Consider the following 23,165-nt stretch of genomic DNA (forward strand, 5'->3'; position numbering starts at 1 on the left):
ACGTGTCACATCATCACGATCGAGGACCCGATCGAGTTCCTGATCCGCGACAAGCGCTCGATCGTGAACCAGCGAGAGATCGGCGTAGACACGAACTCCTTCGCGACGGCCCTGCGCGCGGCCCTGCGCCAGGATCCGGACGTCATTCTGGTCGGTGAGATGCGCGACTTCGAGACCATCGAGACCGCGCTCACCGCGGCCGAGACCGGTCACCTGGTCATGTCGACGCTGCACACGATCGACGCGGCGGAGACCATCACGCGCATCGTATCGGTGTTCCCGCCGCACCAGCAGCCGCAGATCCGCCTGCAGCTCGCGAGCATCATCAAGGGCGTCATCAGCCAGCGCCTGATCCCGCGCGCCGACGGCAAGGGCCGCATCCCCGCGGTCGAGATCCTGGTCGCTTCGGCGCGCGTGCGCGAGTGCATCGCCGACGCCGAGATGACCAAGGAGCTGAACGACGCCATCGCCAAGGGCTTCACCACCTACGGCATGCAGAGCTTCGACCAGTCGCTCATGCACCACGTGAAGGCGGGCCTCGTGACCTACGAGGAAGCCCTGCTGCACGTGTCGAATCCGGACGACTTCGCGCTGCGCTTCAAGGGGATCTCGGGCACCTCGGACAGCTCTTGGGACGACTTCGACAAGGAAGCCAAGAATGCCGACGAGGAGATCTCCCTTACAGAAGAGCAGGACGATCTGAAGATCGACCGCTTCTGAGCCGGAGCCGGAGCCGGAGCCGGAGCCGGAGCCGGAGCGCCTCTGCGCGCTGCGCTCCGGGCTAAAACCCGTCGGTCGCTGTGCTCGAAGACTCGCAACGCTCCCTCTGGGTTTTGCCCCGGCCGCGCGCGCGAATCACAGCCCTTCGGCGCCAACAAGAAATACAGTCCGCGCCGACCCTCGATCCGCTTCCGGCTTCTCGTCCGCGCAGGTAGCGCCATCGGGCGCGGACTGGATGGTGGACGCGGCTGGCGCGTCGACGCGATTTCATACTTTCGCGCTGAGGCACGCCGCCGTTCGCCCGCGGGGTCGGGGCGGAACCCAGAGGGAGCGTCTGCAGGGTACTCCCGAAGCAGCGACCGGCGGGTTCTGCCCCGGCCCGCAGGGCGCTTCGACCGTTGCGTTATCCTCCGTTCTCCATGACTGGCAACGAGATCCGCAAAGCCTTCCTCGACTACTTCGCCGAGCGGGGGCACTCCGTGCAGCCTTCGGGGCCGCTCGTGCCCCAGGGCGATGCCACGCTCATGTTCGCGAACGCGGGCATGGTGCAGTTCAAACGGGTGTTCACGGGCGAGGAGAAGCGGGCGTACTCGCGCGCGGCGACTTCGCAGAAGTGCATGCGGGTCTCGGGCAAGCACAACGACCTCGAGGAGGTGGGGCGCTCGCCGAGTCACCACACGTTCTTCGAGATGCTCGGGAACTTCTCGTTCGGCGACTACTTCAAGCGGGACGCGATCGACTTCGCGTGGGACCTCTTGACGCGGGTCTTCAAGCTCTCGCCGGACGACCTGGTCGTCTCGGTGCACGAGAGCGACGACGAGGCGTACGCGCTGTGGCGCGACCGGATCGGGCTCGAGCCGCGGCGCATCTTCAAGCTCGGCGATGGCCCGAACTTCTGGGAGATGGGCGACACGGGCCCGTGCGGGCCGTGCTCGGAGATCCACAAGATCACCGACCGGAAGGTGTTCGAGAAGGGCGGCGACCCGACGGGGCCGGGCTTCGTCGAGATCTGGAACCTGGTGTTCATGCAGTTCGACCAGCGCGCGGACGGCTCGCGCGTGCCGCTGCCCAAGCCCTCGATCGACACCGGCATGGGGCTCGAGCGAATCACTCGCCTGCTCCAGGGCAAGACCAGCAACTACGACACCGACCTGTTCCGGCCGCTGATTCGCAAGGGTGAGGAGCTCGCGGGCGTGCGCTACGGCACGAACCCGGACAGCGACGTGTCCCTGCGCGTGGTCGCGGACCATGCACGCGCCTGCGCGTTCCTGGTCGGCGACGGCGTGCTGCCCTCCAACGAGGGCCGCGGCTACGTGCTGCGCCGCGTGCTGCGCCGCGCGGCGCGCCACGGCGTGCTGCTCGATATCGACGGGCCGTTCCTGCACGCGGTGGTCGACACCGTGATCGACGAGATGGCCGAGGCCTACCCCGACCTCGCCAAGCGCCGCGCCTTCGTGCTCGACGCAGTGAAGAAGGAAGAGGAGCGCTTCGGGAAGACCTTGGGCCGCGGCCTGGCGCTGCTCGAGGAGGAGGTGACTCGCGCCAGGCGCGCGAAGCTGACTCGCCTGCCCGGCGAGGTCGTGTTCAAGCTGTACGACACCTTCGGCTTCCCGACCGACCTCACCGAGGACATCTTGCGCGGCAAAGGGCTCGACTACGAGCGCGCCGCGTTCGACGCGGCCATGCGCGAGCAGGCCGAGCGCGCGCGCGCGGCCTGGAAGGGCTCGGGCCAGCAGGCGCCCGCCGAGGTGTACCAGACGCTCGCGACGCAGCCCACGCGCTTCACCGGCTACGAGTCACTCGAGGGCAAGTCGCGCGTGCGCGCGCTCCTGCGTGACGGCGCGCAGGTGAACGAGGTGGCCGAGGGCGACCGCGCCGAGCTCGTCGTCGATGTGACTCCGTTCTACGCGGAGAGCGGCGGCCAGGTGGGCGACGTGGGCGCGATCTCCGGGCCCGAGGGCACGCTCGAAGTCGAAGACGTGCAGAAGCCCGTCGAAGGGCTGGTCGTGCACCAGGGCCGCGTGGCGCTGGGCCGGATCGCGGTCGGCGACGAAGTCACCCTGCGCGTCGACGGCGGCGCGCGCGCCGCCACCGTGCGCAACCACTCCGGAACGCACCTCCTGCAGTGGGCGCTGCGCGACGTGCTCGGCCCGCAAGTGACTCAGGCGGGGTCGCTGGTGGCCCCCGACCGATTGCGTTTCGACTTCACGCACGACGCGCCGCTCAGCGAGGAGCAGGTGCGCGCGGTCGAGGACCGCGTGAACGCGCTGATCCTCGCCAACCACACGAGCCGGGTGGAGCAGAAGTCGTACCGCGAGGCGGTCGACGCCGGGGCCATCGCCATGTTCACCGAGAAGTACGGCGACCGCGTCCGCGTGGTGAGCTTCGGCCCGTCGACCGAGCTGTGCGGCGGCACGCACGCGCACGCGACCGGCGACATCGGCTCGTTCCGCATCGTGGGTCAGTCGGCGATCGGCGCCGGCGTGCGGCGCATCGAGGCGCAGACCGGCCTCGGCGCGCTCGAGCACGCGCGCCGCGACGCGCGCGTGCTGCGCGACACGGCAGAGCTCCTGCGCACCTCGCCCGGCGAGCTGTACGAGCGCGTGACTCGCCTGGTCGAGCGCGAGCGCGAGCTCGAGCGCGAGCTCGAGAAGACGCGCGCGCAGATGCGGCGCGGCGGCGCGGCCGACCCGCTGGCGCGCGTGAAGACCGTGGGCGGCGTGAAGCTCCTGGCGAGCGAGGTGGAAGACGCCACGCCCAAGGAGCTGCGCACGCTGGTCGACGAGCTGAAGCAGCGCATCGGCTCGGGGATCGTGCTGCTGGGCGTCCGGCACGAGGGCAAGGCGGCGCTCGCCCTGGGCGTCACGCAGGACCTGGTCGGGCGCTTCAAGGCCGGCGACCTGGTGCGCGAGCTGGCCAAGGAGCTGGGCGGCACGGGCGGCGGCCGGCCCGACTTCGCCCAGGCCGGCGGACCCGATGCCGCCAAGCTCGAGGCGGCCCTCGCGAAGCTCGAGAGCGCGGCCGGGCTGGGCGGCTAGCCGCGCGCTTGCGCACGGCCTGCGGCCCCCTGTGAACGCGTTCGCGTAAGCGCGCTCAGCCACAGGCAATTCGCCGCCACCAAAGGCATTAGAACGTCACTCCCTCTAGACCGCGCGAGCGGCTGCGGCAGACGGCGGTTCGGTTTACAGTACGCGGCAACCGGTGGCCTGGCTGGACGCTGGTGCGATGGCTGATTGAGGGGGATGTGATGCGCGCTCGGCTGCGATGGGCCTGCGCCTCCTCGTTTGCCCTCGCAGTGCTGTTGGCGCTCCCCCTGACTGGCCGCGCGAGCTTCGACCCGAGTGACCCGCCCGCCGGTGAGCACACCGCGAGTGACGGGCCGCGCTACTGGGTCGGCAAGGTGCACCTCTCCTACGCGACCGAGCACCCACTGCAGCCGCCGATCTCACTCCTGGTCGACTCGAACTACGCGCTGGGCAAGGCGTCGGACGGCTACGTGGGCGCGCGCCGCGGCGGCAACAACATCTGGTTCCACCTCTCCGATCTCGGCGGCGCCGGCGCCGTGCCGCTGTACGCGACGGGCCTGCAGGACCTGTGCGAGCAGATCGTCTCCGCGCTCGGCGAGCGCGGCATGATGGGCGTGTATGTCGCCCCCGCACCGTCGGACATCGACGCGGAGACCGGCGGCGACGTGCGCTCGGAGGGCAACACCGACCTGCATCTCGTGGTGCACACCGGCCGCGTGCAGGCGGTGCGCACGTTCAAGGCGCCTGCGGTCGCGGCGGCCGAGCCCGTGCAGGTCACCAACGACCGCGAGTCGATCGCGGCCGACTCACCGCTCCAGCCCGTGGGCGCCGGCGACCCGCTCGACAAGAACAAGCTCGACGCGTATCTCGCCGGCCTGAACCGCCTGCCCGGCCGCCTGGTCGACGTCGTGGTGACTCCCACGCTGACTCCCGGCGTGGTGAACCTGGACTACCTGGTCCAGGAGGACCGCCCGTGGACGATCTCGAGTGACTTCTCGAACACCGGCACCGACGCCACCGGCAAGGACCGCCAGCACTTCGCCTATGCCAACTACCAGCTGAGCGGCGCCGACGACGTGCTGCTGGTCGACTACCTGACCTCGGGCTTCTCCACCACCAACGCCGCCAACGGCTCCTACGAGGCGCGCATGCCGTACCTGCAGGGCCTGCGCTGGCGCCTGGGCGGGAACTGGAGCGAGTACCACTCCGACCAGTTCGGCGTGACTCACGTGGTCAACGTGGACGATCCCAACGCGACCTCGAAGACCGAGGTCGAGAAGCTCGAGTTCAGCGGCGAGAGCTGGGAAGTCAACGGCACGCTGGTCCAGAACCTGCTCTCCGAGCCCGGCTTCTTCGTCGACGCCTTCGGCGGCGCGCGCTTCATGCGGGTCGGCGTGGTCAACCTGACCGACTTCACGGCGCACATGCCGTTCTTCGTGCCCACGCTCGGCGTGTCGATGGACCGCACCTGGCCCACCGCGCACCTGAACGGCAACGTGGCGTTCCAGCAGAGCGTGCCCGAGATCGCGGGCTCGACGGCGGAAGACCTGCAGAAGTTCTCGGACATCGGCCGCGCCGACATCGACTCGAGCTGGCACATCGTCTCGGTGAACTTCGCGGGCTCCGTCTTCCTGCAGCCCTGGTTCCACGGCACGCGCTTCTTCAGCGCGCGGCCGCTGCGCCCGCGCGAGATGACCCAGGAGCTGGTGTACCGGATCGGCGGCCAGACCTCGCTCGGCACGCGGCTCGTGCCGCAGGTCGAAGCGGTGCTGGGCGGCGCGTCCACGGTGCGCGGCTACCCGCAGTCGATCTCGTCGGGTGACTCGGCCTTCAACGGCAGCGTCGAGTACCGCTACCACGTCCCGCTCGGCTTCAAGACGCTCGACCCGGTGCAGATTCCCTGGTTCGGCACCACCTTCCGCCTGGGACCCGACTCCGCGCTGCGGCTGCCCGATTGGGACCTGGTGTTCGCGGTGTTCAGCGACTTCGGCCGGGTCTACAACCAGTCGAAGGTGCTGGGCGAGCACAACGACTCACTCGCCTCGCTGGGCCTGGGCACCGAGCTGGTGCTGCGCCGCAACGTGTCGATCCGCGTGGACTACGGCGTGGCGCTGCTCGAGGTGCCGAGCGCCGACGTCTCGGTCGGCGACGGCGAGGTCCACTTCTACGCGCTGGTGCGGTACTGACATGAGCTTCCTGCGACACATCCTGGTGTTGGTGCTTTCGGCCGCCTTCGCGGTCGGTCCCGCGGCGCCCTATGCCTTCGCGGATCCGAAGCAGGCGCCGGGCGGCAACGGCAAGGGCACGCTGGTGCCGACCGGCACGAACACCTGGGACGTGAACGTCCACAACGGCGCGATCATCCAGTACTCGAGCTTCGACGTGGCCGTCGACCAGATCGTGCGCTTCAACGGCCTCGACAACGGCGCCGACGTGCGCGTGTTGAACCGCATCCTGAGCACCTCGGCGACTCACATCGACGGCACGCTGTCCCAGTCCGGCGGGAACATCCACGTGTATCTCGTGAATCCCGCGGGCGTGTTCTTCGGGGCGGGCGCGCAGGTGAACGTGACCGCGCTGCAAGCCGCCGCGGGCAACCTGTCGGACGACGACTTCAGCGCCGGCCGCGACCACTTCACCGGCCTCTCGGGCCCGGTCGAGAACGCGGGCAAGATCACGGCAGGCTCGGTCGCGCTGGCGGGCAAGAACGTGTCCAACCCGGGCACGATCGACGCGGGCACCGGCGGCACGGTCGTGCTGGTCTCGGGCGGCAACGTGTTGATCCGCCCCAACGGCATCGATCGCGTGCCGGCGCGCGACGACTCGGTCGACAACTCGGGGACGATCACCGGTCACCAGGTCGACCTCGCGGGCAGCGCAGTCACGAACTCGGGCACGCTCACCGCGACCGACGTCCCGATCGATCCCAACACCGCCGACCCCGGCTCGGTCACGCTGAACGCAGGGCGCCACCTGTCGCACCTCGACGACGGCGATCGCTTCTCCGGCGGCGCCGGCACGGTCGAGAACCAGAACGGCGGCACGATCTCCGGCAGCCAGGTGCGCATGGTCGGCGGCGACGTGAAGAACGCGGGAACGGTCACCGGCGGCGAGGCCGTGCTGGCCGGCGGCCGCAACGTGCGCCTGGGCACGGACGGCGACGACAAGTACAAGACGATGACCGGCTCGGTCGACAACACCGGCCAGGTGATCGCCAACGCCGTGAGCATGGTCGGCGGCCAGGTGACCAACGGCGGTCAAGTGACTGCCCAGGGCGGCTGGATCGTGATCGCCGCGGGTCACGACGTGTTCATCGGCCGCGACGGCTCGAACCAGGGCCTGCTGCTGCGGGTCGAGGGCGGCGCGAAGGCGCTCGACCCGACCAAGACCGGAGTCAGCAACACCGGCACGCTCGACGCCGGCAGCTCCCACGACCCGAACGGCGTCGGCAAGATCACGCTCGGCGCCGCCGACCTGTACGGCCAGGCGATCTTCAACACCGGCGCGATCGAGGCGCGGCGCGTCGCCCTCCAGGCCGACAACGGCGGCGACGTGGCGCTCGGCGGGCAGATCCACACCCACACGCTCGACGCGACCTTCGCCGGCGCCAAGCCCGGCGAGCTGCACGGCACCCCCGGCGGGACCCAGACGGTGAACGCCGACACCGTGAACCTCACGGCGACCGACGCCAAAGGCAACGTGACGATCGGCAAGGGCCTCGCCTTCCGCGGGGACAACGACCCCACGGGCAGCGCCGACAACGGGCCCGCGGTCGTGAGCGTGACTCAGCAGGGGCAGCTCAACACCTCGAACCTGAAGGGCCTCGACATCGGCGCGAACCGGGGAGTCACGAACCTCCAGCTCGACTCGATCGGCGGCAACGTCGTGGTCGACGACAAGACCGTGGTCAACGGCACGGACCTCGACCTGCAGGGCCGCGCGATCCGCCTGCTCGGCACCGACCCGCTCACGGTCGAGCACCTGCTCTTGAACTCGGTCACCACCTTCAGCGACGGCGACATCGTCGCGACCGGAACCGGCGGCATCGATGCCTCCACCAACCTGTTCTTCACCACCCGGCCCGGCGCCAAGAAGAACCCGACCGACCCGGCCAACGACGTCCTGCTCTCCGCGCACCTGGGCAAGATCGACGTGGCGGGCGACATCGTGACCAGCAACGGCGGCGGCCTGCGCATCGAGGGCCAGGACGTCGAGATCGGCTCCTTCAACGACCAGACCGGCAGCCTGAACTCCGGCACGGTGCAGAGCTCGGGCGGCGTCCAGTCACACATCGCGATCGGCTTCACCGACGACCAGGGCGTGCAGCAGACCCACAGCGTGACGCTGAACGCGATCAACAGCTTCGGCGCGCGCGCCAACGAGAAGGACAAGAAGGTCCCGGGCGGCGACGTCGTGGTGAACGCGAACGGGCCGGTCACCATCCGCGGCGCGATCGATGCCAGCGGCGAGTCGAATGCCAGCAAGGTGACTCCCGACGAGTCGGGCGGCAGCGTGACGATCAACGCCGGCGACACGCTCACGGTCGGCAGCGTGCAGACGGGCGGCGGCGACGCGCCCGTGAACGGCGCCGCGGAGCGCGGCGCGATCACGCTCACGGCGCCCAAGATCGTGCTCGGCGGCAACCTCAGCGCGCAGTCCACGCCCGCGGGCAGCCCCAACGGCGAGCGCGACCGCACGATCCAGGTCAACGGGGAGCTCGAGCTGGCCGCGGACACGGTCTCGCTCCTGGGCGGAAACGTGACCGTCACCGGCCCGACGCACGGCGGCAGTCACACGGACCCGAACACCGGCACCGAGCTGCCGTTCCTCACGGGCGTCACCATCGGCTCGAGCGGCCAGACCGAGATCGGCTCGATGGTCGGTGGCATCGAGTCACTCACCGTCAGCAGCCGCGGCGGCGACGTGATCTCCCACGGCGACATCGTCGCGCCCGCGGGAGTCATCGTGGCCTTCAACACGCCCGGCACCGGCCAATGGCGCACGGGCGGCGAGACGATCCAGGTCTCCAGCAACCAGACCCTGGTCAGCGCGACCGACATCGCAGACCCGAAGAGCGCGACCGCCGCGCTGTCGATCGACCCGAACATCCACTTCCTGACGGGCATTCCCGATCCGACCGTGGCCGGCCGGCCGCCGACCTTCCAGTTCACGCAGGACGCGCCGATCGACCCGACCACGACCGCGGGCCTGTTCACCGCCGGCCGCTTCGGCCCCACCCTCCAAGGGCAGACGCTAGGGCTCACCTCGTCGCGCGGCGGAGTGACTCTCGACGCGAACGCGCGCGCCGGCATGCAGGGCGCCGACGTCAAGATCGTGGGCACCGACTTCGCCGCCACCGAGCTCGTGGACGGCCCCGACTTCAGCGTCGGCTCGCTCGCGCTCAGCGTCCAGCACGCGATCGACGTGAACTTCGACGTCGACGCCGCAACCTCGATCGCGATCAACTCCGGCACCGACGGCAAGGGCGAGGGAATCACGCTGGAGTCGACGCTGCGCTCCGACTCGATCTCGCTCGCGGCCAGCGACGGCGAGGGCGGCTCGACCAAGGGCGTGATCACCTTCGCCGGCGGCGCGCTGCGCGCCTCGAACGGCGACGCCGCCAAGCAGGTCACCCTGACCCAGGACTCGGACTTCTCGAGCGCCTCGGTCCCGAACATCTTCGGCACGCCCAGCGACCCGTCGACCTACGCGCTCGATCTCGCGCTCGAGTCACTCGACGGCACCGTCACGCTCGCCAACCCGGCGCAGTTCGCCCCGAGCACGAAGCTCACGCTCTTGGGCACGAAGGCCGTGGACCTGGGCACCGCCCCGATCCAGCTCGGTGCGCTCTCGGCCACGACCAACGGCGATCTCGACGTGACCCAGACCATCAGCACCGCGCCGGGCGGCTCGATCGTGCTGCACGCGGGCGCGAACGACGGCACGGGCACGCTCACGATCGGGTCGCAGCTCACCTCGAGCGAGATCTCGCTGGTCGCGGGCAACGGCTCGACGGGCGGCGGCAAGGTCGTGTTCGACACCGGGGCGCGCTTCGCCGGGGTCTCGCCGAGCTCACCGCTCACCGACTTCACGCTCGTGCAGAGCTCGGGGATCACCGAGCTGCCCGACTTCGCGAACCAGTTCTCGAACCTCGCTCCGGACCTGCTGCTCACGCTGCAGTCGACCGGCCAGTCGGTGAAGCTCTCCGATCCGAACGCGCTGTCGGGCTTCGGGCTGATCGTGGCCGGCAAGACCGGCGTCGAGCTGAAGGGCGGTGACTTCAACCTCGCCTCTCTCGACGCCACTGGCACGATCAACCTCGACGGCAGCGTCTTCGCCGCGGGCGACGTCGGGCTGCACGGCGCGGTCACGCTGTCGAGCGCCGCCACGGTCGCCACCCAGAACATCCACGCCGGCGGCAACCTGGTCGTCGACGACGCCATGACGCGCCAGAACAACGGCGACATCGATCTCCAGGCAGGCAAGGCGCTCACCGTGGCGGGCGTGGAGACGGCCCACCTCGGCGGCGCCATCGACATCCGCGGCCACGACTCGGTGACCGCTGGCGAGCTCCAGAGCTGGGCGGGAGTCACGACCGACTCGGGTCACGACGTGGTCGGCGGTAACGTCAACGTGACTTCGGCGGGGAACATCAGCGTCGCGGCGGTCGACTCGACCGGAGCCTCCGGCACGGCGGCCGCGCGCGGCAGCGACGCGACGAACGGCGGCGGCGCCGGCTCGATCACGATCCAGGTGGATCCGGTCGCCAACGGCGGTGACCCGGCCGCGACCATCACCGTGGGCAAGCTGAACGCTTCCGGCGGCGCGGGCGGGAACCCCAGCACCGACCGCCCGACCGGCACGACCGGCGGCGCAGGCGGCTCGATCGAGCTCGAGGCGCTGGGCGGGATCCTGCTGGGCGGCGACATACTCGCCGACGGCGGGCTGAACGGCGTGGTTTCGACCGCGACGACCGTCGTGTCGACCCGGCCGCCGGACCGCGGCACCCCCGGTGCAGTGACTCTGACCGGCCCGGTGCGCCTGAAGGTCGACACCGACGTGACTGCCGGCGGCAACAACATCCACGGCGGCACCGTGCATCTCACGGGCGACGTCACGCCGCTGTCGGATCCGAACGTCGACCCGAACGCCACCTCGCTCAGCATCATCGCCTACACCGCGAACGGCCTGCAGCTCGACGGCAGCGTGACGGCGGGCAACATCGACCTCGAACAGCGCGGCGGCACGCTGCAGCCGTCCGCGAGTCAGGCGACGGCGCTGAACGGCAACACCATCCGCCTGGCCGCGAGCGACGGTCAGGGCGGCGATCCGAACGGCATGGTGAACGTGGACGCGTTCACGTTCCACGGCGTCGACGGCGCGAGCGCAGTGAGCGGCATCTCGCTCGAGCAGGACCGGGGCTTCGGCGGGGCGACCGGCACGGCCATCCCGTCGAGCGCCGTGTTCGCCGGCAACGGCAACACCAACGGCGGCCATCTCGCCTACGGCCTGATCTCGCACGACGGCTCGATCGAGCTCAGCGCGGCCCAGGCCGAGGATCTCGGCGGCACCAATCTCACGCTCGCCGCGAACGTGGGCGCGGTTCCGATCCAGGTGCACGGTGACCTGTCCGTCACGGGTCTCACGCTCGGCACGACCACGGCCCTGGCCACCACCGGCGGCAGCACGGAAATCGACGGCAGCCTCCTGACCGGCTCGTTCGATCCCGACCTGCAGTTCCAGCAGGCGCTCTCGATGTCGGGTGATCTCACGGTCCACGGCGACGCGGCCGTCCTGGGCTCATCGGCCTTCACGGGCGCGACGAGTCAGACCCTGCGCGCGGACGGCACGCTGTTCATGACGGGTCTCACGAACGTGAAGTCACAAGGCGGCGACCTGACGTTCGACTCGGACCACATCTCGCTCGGCGATGGGAGTCAGTCGTTCGGCGACGGCGGCGGGACGCTGCACTTCACCTCTTCGCTCGTCAAGGCGCACGGCGACCTCGCGCTCGGCGGCCAGGTGCCCTTCGGCGACCCGAACTCCGGCGTGGTGATCGACACGACCCCGCTCCCCAACTTCCCGGGCCGCGCGGTCGCGATCGCGACGCTCGACGGCAGCGTGATCGTGAACGCCGCGACCGCGGCCGATCCGAACGCCGCGCCGGGCAACGCCAGCCCCGGCACGGGAACCTACGACATCGGCGGCGACATCCTCGCCTTCGGCGACGTGACCCTGAGCGGCCAGGCCAAGCTCACGGGTCAGTCGAGCTACACCTTCCAGGCGCTGCGCAAGGCGGACGGCACGGGCGGCACGCTCACGGTCGGCGGCATCCAGAGCGCGAGCGGCCCGGTGACCCTGCGCGGCGAAGGCCCGCGCGGCACGCCGGACCAGCCGGACCCGTCGGCGGTCAAGCTGTCGGGTGACTTCGCGGTCTCGCAGCTCGAGGTCGACGGCAAGAGCGAGATCACCGCCAAGACCGCGATCACCGGCCAGCAAGACGTGACCTTCGACGGTGAGATCCAAGGCGCGGGTGACCTCTCGGTGGTCACGAAGGGCGCGGTCGTGCTCGGCGACGACGTCGCGACGACCGGAGCCTTCGCGGTCGGCGGCAACCAGGGCGTGCGCTTCGTCGAAGACAGCGACGTGCAGACGATCGAAGCCGCGAGCATTGCGCTGGGCAACGGTGCCACGGGCGCGCAGCAGGGGCTGGCGAGCCTCTCGCGCACGGGCGACGAGACCAGCGGCGACCTCGTGCTGCGCGCGACCAAGGGCGACGTCTCGGTGGCTTCCGGCCAGCGCATGATCGTGAACGGGAACCTGCAAGTCACCGCCGCCGAGGGCATCGTGCTCGCGGACACGGCGGCGCTCAAGATCCAGATGACCTCGAGCAAGCTCTCGGTGCACGGTGGCTCGACGGTCGCGGCGAACTCCATCAGCACCACGGCCAAGCCGGCCGTCGCGGGCGGCGGCGGCGCCACCTTCGCCGTGCCGACGCGCAGCGAGATCTCGCAGAACGTGCCCAGTGACAACGTGATCGTGCGCGGGCTGAACGCCGCCGGCCGGCCGCTCACGTCGGACGATCTCGTGGGCGGGATCTTCCCGACCATCACCGGCGCGGCGATCTTCGACTACGCGCGCGACATTCCGGAGGCGCTGCCCGCCGCGCCGCAGACCCGGCCCGCGGCCGATCCCATGGCGCTGGCCGCCGCGCTCGAGTCACGGCCGCTGTGGGCCGAAGAGCTGGTCGCCTACCTGGACCGCCGCTCGGTCGAGAACCCGGGCACGACGGGCAAGCCCATGGAGGCCGAGCACCTGCCACCCGTCGGTGCGCGCCCCGGCGAGCCGCTCACGCCCGCGGACGTCCGCGTGCGCAGCGCCGCGGCCGAGAACGCGGTCGCGCTCTACCGCCAGGTGTTCCGCCCCGACCTGCGGCGCGATCCCGAGAGCGGCGTGATCGACGCACCAAGTCAGACGCCCGCAATCCGCGCGGCCTTCCAGCAGCCGATCGACGCCCTGCGCCGTGCCCGCCACGGCCAGGAGGTCACCAGCGCCGAGATCGCGAGGCTCCTGGAGACGGACGCGAAGTACACCGACGCGCGCCGCTACCGCGAGCAGCTCGGCGCGCTGCTCGACGTGGGCGCACGAGCGCTCACCCCCGAGCAGCAGCCGCGCTTCCGCAACCTGGTGCTCGCCGAGGTCGCGCCCTACGGCATCAGCCCCGCAGAGTTCGACTCACTCTTCACACAGTGAGTGGTGCCGAGCCCGAAGCCCCTCCCGATCTTCGCGAGCAACCAGCTCGAAAGAGCGAGGCCGAGCGAAGGCCGCCCTGAGCGAGGCCGCAAGCTCCGCAGGAGCGCGCAGTGAGCCGCAGGCGAACGTAGTTAATGAGACCTAGTCATGGCGTCGCCTCGGGACACGACGCGTTCGGGTCGGTCACGCACGACTTCGCGAGCGGCCGCGGCCCGTAGACTGGCTGCCGCGCGATCACTTCGAGCTCGGCCAGCGCGTCGTCGCGCAGCTCGTCCTGCGCGCCCAGCTCGAGCGCGCGCCGCAGCACCGATTCGGCCTCGAGATACTGGTGCAGCCGCGACAGGCAGAAGCCCAGGCGCACCAGCGTGCGCGGGCGGTCCTCGTGGTCTGGGAAGTCCTTCAGCGCAATGCGGTAGCGGCGGGCGGCCGCGTACCAGGCGTGCTGCGAGTAGTAGTAGTCGGCGATCTGGATGTCCTGGGCCGCGAGGCGCTCTTCGCACTCGCGCAGGCGCTTCTTGGCGTCGGGCGCCATCTCGGAGCTGGGGTAGCGCTCGATCAAGGCCTTGAACTGCGCGACCGCCTCGCGCGTCGGCGCCTGGTCGCGGTCACTCGCGCGCATCTGGTTGTACGAGCACAGGCCGTTGCGGTAGAGCGCATACGAGACCTTCGGGTGGTTGGGGTGGAGCTCCACGAAATCGTGGTAGTAGCTCGACGCCTCCTCGTACTCCTTGCGCTCGAAGTGGATGTCGCCGATCTGCAGCTCCGCCAGGATCGCGTAGTCGCTGTAGGGGTAGTTGTCGATGACTTCCTGGAAGAACTCGATGGCCTTGGGGTAGTCCACGTCGTGGAAGAACACGAACGAGCGCTTGCCGGCGAGTGTCTCGATGCCGTGCTGGTAGTAGGATTCCGCCGACGGCAGCTCTTCTTCCTCCTTGGGCGGCGCAGTTGCGCAGGCGCAAAGAAGGGCGATCGTCAGGGCCGCGCCGCCGCGGAGCGCACTCGCGCCGCGCCTGCGCGGATCTCGAACGACTCGCGTAAGTAGCTGTTTTTTCAAGGATTTCGCAGAGTAGAGGGGAGCCGGCGCGCTGTCAAACGAGAAGCCGCGCCGGCCTCTCACGGGAGAACACATGGCAGCCAAGAAGGTGCCGGACATCCGGCTGGTGGAACGCTCGCAGCGCAAGGCGAAGGGCTCGGCCCTCGCGGCCGACCTCGAGTCGCTGCCCGATCTCGCGGCCAACGTGGCCGCGGCCCCGAGCGCGGAAGACCTCGAGAAGCTGAAGGCCGACCTGATCAGCGAGCACGACCTTCGGACGCGGCGCATCGAGCGCTTCATCAAGGAAGGCCCGCTGCGCCCCGCCCCGCGCGCCGTGATCCCCGTGTCGGAGAACGATCTCTAGAGCGCGGGTGCCCGCGCGATTGTCGGGGAGGGCCCGCGTTGATCAAGGAGCGCTTCGCACCGTCCGAGCTCGACGCGTTCGTCTCGCGGCTGTTTCCGTTCGTGCGCGGGCTGCGCATCGCGCCCGACACACTCACCCTGGCGGGCGCGGGTGTGTCGCTGCTCGCGGCCTGGGCGTTCGCCGAGGAGCGCTCGTTCCTCGCCGGGCTCCTGCTCATGGTCGCGGGCTTCTGTGACCTGACCGACGGCGTGGTGGCCCGCCAGCAGGGTGTCTCGTCGGCCGCGGGCGCGTTCTTCGACTCTTCGATCGACCGGCTGTCCGATCTCTTGGTCTTCGGCGGCATCGTGCTGGCGTGCGTGCGCGAGGCCAACGTGGGCGGCGCGGCGCTCGTGCTGTGGGCGATCACGGCCTCGGTCATGACCAGCTACACGCGCGCGTCGGCCGAGCGCCGGCTCCACTCACTCAAGGTCGGGTTCATGGAGCGCGCCGAGCGCTTCCTGGTGCTGATCGTCGGTGCGCTCACCACGTTCGTCATGACTGCGGTGTTCGTGATCGCCGCCTGCGCGACTTACACCGCGCTGCAGCGCGTGCTCGCGGGACGCCGGCTGCTGCGCGAGCTCGAGGAGACCGGCGTCGACCCGACGCGGCCCGCGGAGTCGGCCCATGGCGCGTGAGCAGGGCGGACCGCGCGGCTTCCAGATGGGCGAGTCCGAGGGCGACGCGCTGCCGGAGATGAGCTTCGCCACGCTGGTGCTCTCGCTCTCGACCTCGGCGCTCCTGCACCTGGGCGTGCCGCCCGAGCCGCACGAGGGCGCCGCGCCCGAAGTGAACCTGCCGCTTGCGCGCCAGACGATCGACATCCTCGAGATCCTGCGCGACAAGACGCGCGGCAACCTCGAAGAGAGTGAGTCGCGCCTGCTCGACGGGGTGCTGCACGACCTGCGCATGCGCTTCGTGGAAGCCCGCAAGAAATCGGGCGCATGATCGAGGTCCAGGCCCCGGCCAAGCTGAACCTCGGGCTCGAGGTGCTGCGGCGCCGCGCCGACGGCTACCACGAGATCGAGACCTGCTTCGTGCCGCTGCGCCTGTTCGACCGACTCACTCTGGCGAAGGGCCTGTCCGGGTCCGGGCTGCGGCTCGAGATCCCCGGCGCGCCCGAGCTCCCGACCGACCGGGGCAACCTGGTGGTGCGCGCGGCCGAGCGCGGCTGCACGGCGCTGGGCCTCGCGCCCGACCTCGCGCTCACGCTCGAGAAGCACATCCCGATCGCGGCCGGCCTGGGCGGCGGGTCTTCGGACGCGGCCGCCACGCTGCTCGGGCTCGAGGCCCTGGCGGGCCGGGAGCTGCCGCGCGACGAGCGCGCCAAGCTGGCGCTGGAGCTGGGCGCCGACGTGCCCTTCTTTCTCGACCCCAAGCCCGCGCTCGGGCGGGGGGTCGGCGAGAAACTCGAGGCGCTGTCGGGCGTGCCCGAGATGCACTGGGTGCTGGTGGCGTTCCCGTTCCCGGTCTCCACGGCGTGGGCCTACACCGAGGCGGCGCGCGAATTGACGCTCCCCCGGGACCCGTCTAGCATTGCCGCGCTTCTTCGGCCCCATGGCCTGCTCTCGCCTCCGCGAAACGACCTCGAGACCGTGAGCGCAAAGCGCCACCCCGAGATTCCGGCGGCACGGCGCGCGCTGGAGCGCGCGGGTGCGCTCGCGACGGGCATGAGCGGCAGCGGACCGACGGTGTTCGGACGGTTCGAGGACCCAAGTGCGGCGCGACGCGCCGCGGAGACAGTCGAGGTACCGGCGGGAGCGAGGACGATCGCCACGAGTTCGCCCGGCAGCGACTCCCGTCACTGGGGATGGGGCGTCGCCAAGTGGTAAGGCAGCGGGCTTTGGACCCGCCATTCGCAGGTTCGAATCCTGCCGCCCCAACCAAGTCAGCGCCGACCCGGAGAGCCAGATGACCACGAACATCACGAAGATCTTCACCGGAAACTCGTGTCCCGAGCTCGTGGCGGCGATCTGCGAGCATCTCGACATCGAGGCCGGCCGCGCCGAGGTGGGCAACTTCGCCGACGGCGAGACCTCGGTCGACATCGGCGAGAACGTGCGCGGCATGGACGTGTTCGTGATCCAGTCGACCTGCGCGCCGGCCAACACGCACCTGATGGAGCTCCTGATCCTGCTGGACGCGCTTCGTCGCTCGTCCGCGCGCCGGGTCACCGCGGTGATTCCCTACTACGGCTACGCGCGCCAGGACCGCAAGGTGAAGCCGCGCACGCCGATCACCGCCAAGCTGGTGGCCGACCTGATCTCGACCGCGGGCGCCGAGCGCGTGCTGTGTCTGGACCTGCACGCCGGGCAGATCCAGGGCTTCTTCAACATCCCGGTCGACAACATCTACGCCATGCCCGTGCTGTTGCAGCAGATCCGGGCGCTGGTGCCTCCGCGCGAGGAGATCGTCGTGGTGTCGCCCGACGCCGGCGGCGTGGAGCGCGCGCGCGCGTTCGCCAAGCGGCTCGACGCCACGATCGCGATCGGCGACAAGCGGCGCGAGAAGAAGGACGTCGCCGAAGTGACTCGCATCGTCGGCGACGTGGCCGACCAGACCGCGGTGATCGTCGACGACATCGTCTCGACCGGCGGCTCGCTGGTGCAGACCGCCGAGGCGCTGCGCGCCGCGGGCGCCCGGCGCGTGCTCGCGGCCATCACGCACCCCGTGCTCGCGGGCTCGGCGGTGAAGCGCATCGAGGAGTCCTGCATCGAGCGCTTCATCACCACCGACACCATTCCGCTGTCGCCGACGGTCGACCACAGCGACAAGTTCGTGGTCACCAGCGTCGCGCACCTGCTCGGCGAGGCGATCCGGCGCATTCACAATGAAGAGTCCGTGAGCTCTTTGTTCGTCTGAGATTCATCAGGAGTCATTCGGAAATGGAACGCTTGAAGTTGGAGATCTCCGCACGCGAAGGCCGCGGCAAGAGCGCGACGCGCAAGCTGCGCGCGCAGGGCCGCGTGCCCGGCATCGTGTACGGCAGCGGCATCGAGCCCACGGCGGTCACCGCCGACTCACTCGCGCTCGCCCGCGTGCTGCGCGGCGGCGCCAACGCGCTGGTCGACCTGCAGGGCGTGCGCGCGGTCGAGGGCAAGCCGGTACTGCTCAAGGAAGTGCAGCGCGACCCGCTGTCGCGCCGGCACGTGCACTTCGACCTGTACGCCGTGAACCTGCAGGCGCGCCTCGACGTCGAGGTGCCGCTCCACTTCGTCGGCACCCCGCGCGGCGTGCAGTTCGACGGCGGCGTGCTCGAGCCCCTGCTGCGCACGCTCGAAGTCTCGTGCATGCCGCTCTCGATCCCCGAGAGCCTCGACGTCGACATCTCCAACCTCGGCATCGGCGACGCGATCCACGTGCGCGACATCCAGCTCCCGCTGGACGTCGTGTCGAAGATCGAAGCCGACGCCACGGTCGTGCACGTCGTCGCGCCGCGCCTCGAGGAAGAGGTCGCGCCCGCCGCCCTGCCGGCCGAGGGCGAGGCCGCGGCCCCGGCCGAGGGTGCGGAAGGCGCGCCCGCGGCTGCCGCCACGGCAGACAAGGCCGAGGAGTAGCCCGGGCCGCGCGCCATGCGGCTGTTCGTCGGGCTCGGCAATCCGGGCGCCCGCTACGAAGAGACCCCGCACAACGCGGGGTTCGTGGCGATCGACCGCTTCGCCAGGAAGCACCGCCTGCCCGCCTTCGCGCCCAGGTTCTCGGGCGAGTTCGCGCGCGGCAAGGTGCTGGGCGAAGACGTCGCCGTGCTCAAGCCGCAGACCTTCATGAACCTGTCGGGTGAGTCGGTCGGCGAGGCGCGCCGCTATCTGCCGATCGAAGTCAGCGACGTCCTGGTCGTGTTCGACGAGATGGACATCCCCGCGGGCAAGCTCAGGCTGCGCAAGTTCGGGGGACACGGCGGTCACAACGGGCTGCGCTCGATCATCGACGCGCTGGGCTCGAGTGACTTCCCGCGCCTGCGCATCGGCATCGGCCGGCCGCGCGACGGCCGCGAAGCCACGGGTCACTTGCTGTCCAAGGTGCACCCCGACGAGCGCGCGCGGCTCTCGGCGACGATCGACCTGGCGGTCGAGGCGCTCGAAGTCTCGCTGCGCGAAGGCTTCGAGAGCGCGATGAACCGCTACAACGGCAAAGATCAGCTCGGCGCTGGGGAGCCGTGACGCTCGCCAACGGCTGGACGGGCGGACAGTACAGTGTCTGGCGCGCCGCGTTCGGCGTGGCGCTGGCGGTCCACTTCGCGGGCCTCCTGGCCGGCGCGGAGCTGTGGGGATCGAGCGCGCTCTTCGCGCTCGCCGCCGCTCTGGCAGCGTGTCTCGCCGCGGGCCTCGCCGGCCGGCTCGCGGCAGCGGGCTTGCTCTCGGTCGTGTGCGTCACGCGTGAGCCGCCCCTCTTGGTGGTCGCGCCCCTGCTCGTGCCGCTGCTCGTCCCGGGCCAGCCGTACGGCTCGCTCGCCGCCTGCGGGCGTACGGATCCACGCGGTGACTGGTCGCTGCCGCCATTGCTCTTCACGGGGCTCTGGCTGGTCCTGGCGGCGACATACGCCTACTCCGGCTATGGGCGCTTTGGCGCCGTCGCTCTCGCGTTCCCGCTGCTCGCGCTCTCCGCGCGCATCCGGCCGTATGTCTGGCTCGCGGGGCTGGTCGTCGCGCTCTTCGGCCTCCCGGAGATCTCGCCGGGCCTGCTCGCGTTGCACGGGATCACTTTCGATCCGGCCTGGCTCGCGCCGCGACGCGACGCGTCACCGGCCACGCTCCTCTACGACGGCAGCTGTGGACTTTGTCACCGAGCGGTGCGCTTCGTGCTCGCCGAGGATCGCGCCGGCTGCGGCTTCCGCTACGCGCCGCTCGGAGGAGACGCGTTCCACCGGCTCGTGCCGCCGGCTGCGCGCGCGGCGCTGCCCGACAGCCTGGTGCTGGTCACGCCCGATGGCCGCATCTTCACGCGCAGCGCGGCATTGCGCGAGACCGGGTTTCGCCTGGGCGGTCTCTGGCGCGCGCTGGCGGCGGCCGCGGGAGTCGTACCAATGGGCCTGCTCGACCGCGGCTACGACTGGATCGCGCGCATGCGCTATCGCATGTTCGCGCGGCCCGCCGATGCCTGTCCGGTCCTCCCGGCGGACCTCCGCAACCGCTTCGAATGAGAGCCGGTCGCTCGGCCCTGCAGCAACCCCCTCGGTTCGCGTAATCTGCGCACACCGCGACCCCCGGTCGCGAGCAGGGGAAAGAGGGAATCCATGGACGCGCTGATGCTCCGCTTCTCGCGCTTCTTCATCCGCCACCGTCTGGTCAATCTCATCTTGATCGGCGGCGCGACGATCTTCTTCGCCTATAACGCGCTCCAGCTGCAGGTGTTCAGTCAGTTCATCGACCTGCTCCCGCGCAATCACCCCTTCATCCAGATCTACGAGAAGTACAACCGGCAGTTCGGCAGCGCGAACGTGGTGTACGCGGCGATCGTCGCCAAGTCGGGCACGATCTACGACGAGCGCGTGCTCGAGAAGATCTACGCGTTCACCGACCAGATCGACAAGGTCGAGGGCGTCGACCACGGGCAGGTCGTGTCGATGACCGCAGTCACCGTGCGAGACACCGGCATCGACCAGTCGGGCATCATCCGCTCGACTCAGGTGGTCGGCGAGGAGCCGATCGCGCTGCTCGAAGCGCAGTTCTTCACGCGCCGCACGGTCCAGCGCGCCAAGGCGCGCAACGAGACACCACCGGGCGAGCTGGGCGCTTTCAAGGAGTTCATCAAGACCCGCAAGGGCGTGCTCGAGGAGCAGCTGAAGACCGACTCCGACCTGACCAAGGCCGCCACCGGCGGTGACTACAAGGCCGCGGCCCAGCTGGCCGAGGTGCGGCGCGAGAACGCGGAGCTCGAGTTCCTGCAGCTGCGCCTGGGCGAGCTGCCCGACACCTACCAGCTGAACGGCGAGAACCTGATCGGCCCCGACGGCACGCTGCTGCCCAAGGCGGTGCTCGCGGGGCTGCCCGATCGCATCCACCAGAACAAACAGGTCTACGGCCGCTTCGTGTCGATCGACGACACGGCCGCGATGGTGACTGCCGGCTTCCTGGAGAGCCGGCTCGACTACCAGAAGATCTTCAACGAGATCCACAACCTGAAGAAGGAGCTCGAGGCCGACGGCCTGGTCACGGTGCATCTCACCGGCCAGCCGATCCTGGTCGGCTGGACCTTCTACTACAAGTGGCAGATCGTGCTGATCCTCGGGCTGTCACTCGGCATCCTCTTGGTGCTGATGTACGTCTACTTCCGGCGCTGGTACGGCGTGTTCATGCCGTTCTCGGGCGCGGTCTGCTGCACGATCTGGGGCCTGGGCTTCACGGCACTCATGGGCTACCAGATCGAGCCGCTGGTGCTCGTGATTCCCATGGTGATCACGGCGCGCGCGATCAGTCACTCGGTGCAGTTCGTCGAGCGTTTCTACGAAGAGTACGAGCGCCTGAACGGCAACAAGGAAGAGGCCGTCGTGCTGTCGATGGCCGAGCTCCTGATCCCGGGCTTCCTCGGCATCGTGGCCGACGCCATCGGCATCATCGTGATCGGTGTCTCCTCGATCGCGCTCATGAAGAAGGTGGCGATCTTCGGCGCCTTCTGGTCGATCTCGATCATCTTCACCGAGATGCTGCTCAACCGGCTCATGATCGCCTACTTCCCGGCGCCCAAGGACACGAGTCACTACGTCCCGGGCCCGATCATGGCCGTGCTGAAGCGCATCGCCTACGTGTCGACCAACCCGACCTGGCAGCGCGGCATCGTGGGCGTCTGGCTCGTGATCGTGGTGCTGTGCGCGCTCGTCGCGCCGCGCGTGAAGGTCGGCGAGTCACATCCCGGCACGCCCGTGCTCTGGCCGAACAGCGAGTTCAACCAGTCGGCCAAGGTGGTGGCCAGCAAGTTCTACGGCGCCGACGACCTGACCGTGGTGGTCGAGACCGAGCAGCAGGGCGCCGTGCACAAGCCGGACGCCATGCGCGAGATCGAGGCCTTCCAGCGCTACATGGAGCAGGACCCCAAGGTCGGCGGCACCGTTTCGGTGGTCGACTATCTCAAGGCGATCAACCGCGCCTACCACAACAGTGACCCGCGCTGGGCGTCGATCCCCTACTCGACCGACCAGGTCGGCGGCCTCTTGTATCTGTACGAGGCCGGCTCGCCCGACCCGCGCGTGCTGAACCCCTATCGCGATCAGGAGGCGCAGAACGCCACGGTCCGCATCTTCTACAAGGACCACCAGGCCGAGACGATCCACAACGCGGTGCAGCGCGCACAGGAGTACATCTTCGACCGGCCCACCGGGAAATACGCCATCCGGCTCGAGTCTCCGCGCCACGACCTGCAGGCGCGCATCCGCTGGTGGCTCGGACCCTTGCTCCCGCCGCGCAACCCCGAGCTGGTGGTGCTCGCGCGCAACGACCAGGGCGTGTACGAGAAGCAGGAAGTGACTCAGCCGGGCCGGCGCGAGCCGCCGCCCGAGGACTCGCGCGACCGCATCCTGACCCTGCCGCGAACCTCGAAGGAGCTGGTGCAGAGCCTGGCCGAGAGCGGCTACGACAACGTGGGGAAGATCGCGGACGCCGACCTGAAGAAGCTCGCGACGGTGCCCGGCTTCGACCTGGTGACCGCCTACGCGCTGAAGAAGTCCGCGCAGCTCGACCGCCGCTGGTACACCGTCGACTCGGAGTGGAAGAGCGACGAGGCGGGCATCCACGCGCAGGTGCGCCGCCGCGGGCTGTACGAGCTGCCCGAGCTGTGGGTGCAGTACCAGGGCGGCGACTTCGCGCGGCGTGAGTCGGGCCAGTGGGCCGACGGCGCGAGCTTCGCGCTGGCCTCGGGCCTGATGGGCGTGCTGGGCGCGAGCAACGACGAGGTCGAGGGCAGCAACAACGCGACCTTGATCGCCTCGTTCACCGCGATCTTCCTGGTGATCGTGGTGACCTACCGCTCGTTCGCGGTGGCGTTCCTGTTGTGCCTGTCGCTGGGCACCGCCACGCTCGTGTCACTGGCCTACATGTACTTCGCGAACATCGGCTTCGACGTGAACACGCTGCCGGTGCAGGCGCTCGGTGTCGGTGTAGGCGTCGACTACGGGCTGTATCTCATGGACCGCATCATCCACGAGAGAAAACGCGGGCACGACATGGACGAGGCGATTCGCGTCGCGATCACCACCACCGGCATGGCCGTGTTCTTCACCGGGTCGACCTTGGTCGGCGGC

The 23,165-nt window shown here is 69.8% G+C and carries 14 protein-coding genes and 1 tRNA gene; 14 read left to right on the forward strand and 1 reads right to left on the reverse strand.

The annotated features are described in order from the left end of the window. The 4 genes from VMR86_06460 to VMR86_06475 form a co-directional block, all read left to right on the forward strand. On the forward strand, positions 1–720 hold a 720-nt coding region (locus VMR86_06460; protein HTO06684.1), incomplete at its 5' end, for a type IV pilus twitching motility protein PilT. Positions 721–1,139: 419 nt separating this feature from the next. Beyond that, on the forward strand, positions 1,140–3,758 hold the full coding sequence (gene alaS, locus VMR86_06465) for an alanine--tRNA ligase (protein ID HTO06685.1): 2,619 nt from the start codon (positions 1,140–1,142) through the stop codon (positions 3,756–3,758). A 263-nt stretch (positions 3,759–4,021) separates the two neighbouring features. Continuing rightward, positions 4,022–5,932 (forward strand): hypothetical protein, encoded by a 1,911-nt coding sequence (locus VMR86_06470; protein ID HTO06686.1) that lies wholly within the window; start codon positions 4,022–4,024, stop codon positions 5,930–5,932. Position 5,933: 1 nt separating this feature from the next. Next, positions 5,934–13,499 carry a filamentous hemagglutinin N-terminal domain-containing protein gene (locus VMR86_06475; GenBank protein HTO06687.1) on the forward strand — a complete coding sequence of 2,522 codons (7,566 nt, stop codon included), beginning with the start codon at positions 5,934–5,936 and terminating at the stop codon, positions 13,497–13,499. 145 nt (positions 13,500–13,644) lie between these two features. On the opposite strand, the gene VMR86_06480 is transcribed toward VMR86_06475, so the two are convergent. After that, a complete protein-coding gene (locus VMR86_06480) occupies positions 13,645–14,553 on the reverse strand; it encodes an outer membrane protein assembly factor BamD (protein HTO06688.1) in 909 nt (302 codons plus the stop codon). A gap of 73 nt (positions 14,554–14,626) precedes the next feature. Between VMR86_06480 and VMR86_06485 the strand changes: the two genes are divergently transcribed. The 10 genes from VMR86_06485 to VMR86_06530 form a co-directional block, all read left to right on the forward strand. Then, positions 14,627–14,896, forward strand: a complete 270-nt coding sequence (locus VMR86_06485; protein ID HTO06689.1) for a hypothetical protein — start codon at positions 14,627–14,629, stop codon at positions 14,894–14,896. A 38-nt stretch (positions 14,897–14,934) separates the two neighbouring features. Then, positions 14,935–15,570, forward strand: a complete 636-nt coding sequence (locus VMR86_06490; GenBank protein ID HTO06690.1) for a CDP-alcohol phosphatidyltransferase family protein — start codon at positions 14,935–14,937, stop codon at positions 15,568–15,570. Beyond that, on the forward strand, positions 15,560–15,880 hold the full coding sequence (locus tag VMR86_06495) for a DUF1844 domain-containing protein (protein HTO06691.1): 321 nt from the start codon (positions 15,560–15,562) through the stop codon (positions 15,878–15,880). The genes VMR86_06490 and VMR86_06495 overlap by 11 nt, the downstream gene beginning before the upstream one ends. Further along, positions 15,877–16,764 (forward strand): 4-(cytidine 5'-diphospho)-2-C-methyl-D-erythritol kinase, encoded by an 888-nt coding sequence (locus tag VMR86_06500; GenBank protein HTO06692.1) that lies wholly within the window; start codon positions 15,877–15,879, stop codon positions 16,762–16,764. The genes VMR86_06495 and VMR86_06500 overlap by 4 nt, the downstream gene beginning before the upstream one ends. Then, a tRNA-Gln gene (locus VMR86_06505) sits at positions 16,744–16,818 on the forward strand. The genes VMR86_06500 and VMR86_06505 overlap by 21 nt, the downstream gene beginning before the upstream one ends. Positions 16,819–16,843: 25 nt before the next feature. Beyond that, a complete protein-coding gene (locus VMR86_06510; protein HTO06693.1) occupies positions 16,844–17,794 on the forward strand; it encodes a ribose-phosphate pyrophosphokinase in 951 nt (316 codons plus the stop codon). A gap of 32 nt (positions 17,795–17,826) precedes the next feature. Beyond that, positions 17,827–18,489, forward strand: a complete 663-nt coding sequence (locus VMR86_06515) for a 50S ribosomal protein L25 (GenBank protein HTO06694.1) — start codon at positions 17,827–17,829, stop codon at positions 18,487–18,489. A gap of 15 nt (positions 18,490–18,504) precedes the next feature. Continuing rightward, positions 18,505–19,092, forward strand: a complete 588-nt coding sequence (gene pth / locus VMR86_06520; GenBank protein ID HTO06695.1) for an aminoacyl-tRNA hydrolase — start codon at positions 18,505–18,507, stop codon at positions 19,090–19,092. After that, the gene (locus tag VMR86_06525) at positions 19,089–20,072 is read left to right on the forward strand and encodes a DCC1-like thiol-disulfide oxidoreductase family protein (GenBank protein HTO06696.1); all 984 of its coding nucleotides are present in this window, start codon (positions 19,089–19,091) and stop codon (positions 20,070–20,072) included. The genes pth and VMR86_06525 overlap by 4 nt, the downstream gene beginning before the upstream one ends. 93 nt (positions 20,073–20,165) lie before the next feature. Then, positions 20,166–23,165: MMPL family transporter (locus VMR86_06530; protein ID HTO06697.1), on the forward strand; the 3,000-nt coding region annotated here is incomplete at its 3' end.

The organism is Myxococcota bacterium (assembly GCA_035498015.1).
GTDB lineage: Bacteria > Myxococcota_A > UBA9160 > SZUA-336 > SZUA-336 > VGRW01.

Bases quoted from the DNA above. Each gene is read 5' to 3' on its own strand.
- alaS (HTO06685.1), top strand. From the start codon at position 1,140: ATGACTGGCAACGAGATCCGCAAAGCCTTCCTCGACTACTTCGCCGAG.
- VMR86_06475 (HTO06687.1), top strand. From the start codon at position 5,934: ATGAGCTTCCTGCGACACATCCTGGTGTTGGTGCTTTCGGCCGCCTTC.
- VMR86_06485 (HTO06689.1), top strand. From the start codon at position 14,627: ATGGCAGCCAAGAAGGTGCCGGACATCCGGCTGGTGGAACGCTCGCAG.
- VMR86_06495 (HTO06691.1), top strand. From the start codon at position 15,560: ATGGCGCGTGAGCAGGGCGGACCGCGCGGCTTCCAGATGGGCGAGTCC.
- VMR86_06500 (HTO06692.1), top strand. From the start codon at position 15,877: ATGATCGAGGTCCAGGCCCCGGCCAAGCTGAACCTCGGGCTCGAGGTG.
- VMR86_06510 (HTO06693.1), top strand. From the start codon at position 16,844: ATGACCACGAACATCACGAAGATCTTCACCGGAAACTCGTGTCCCGAG.
- pth (HTO06695.1), top strand. From the start codon at position 18,505: ATGCGGCTGTTCGTCGGGCTCGGCAATCCGGGCGCCCGCTACGAAGAG.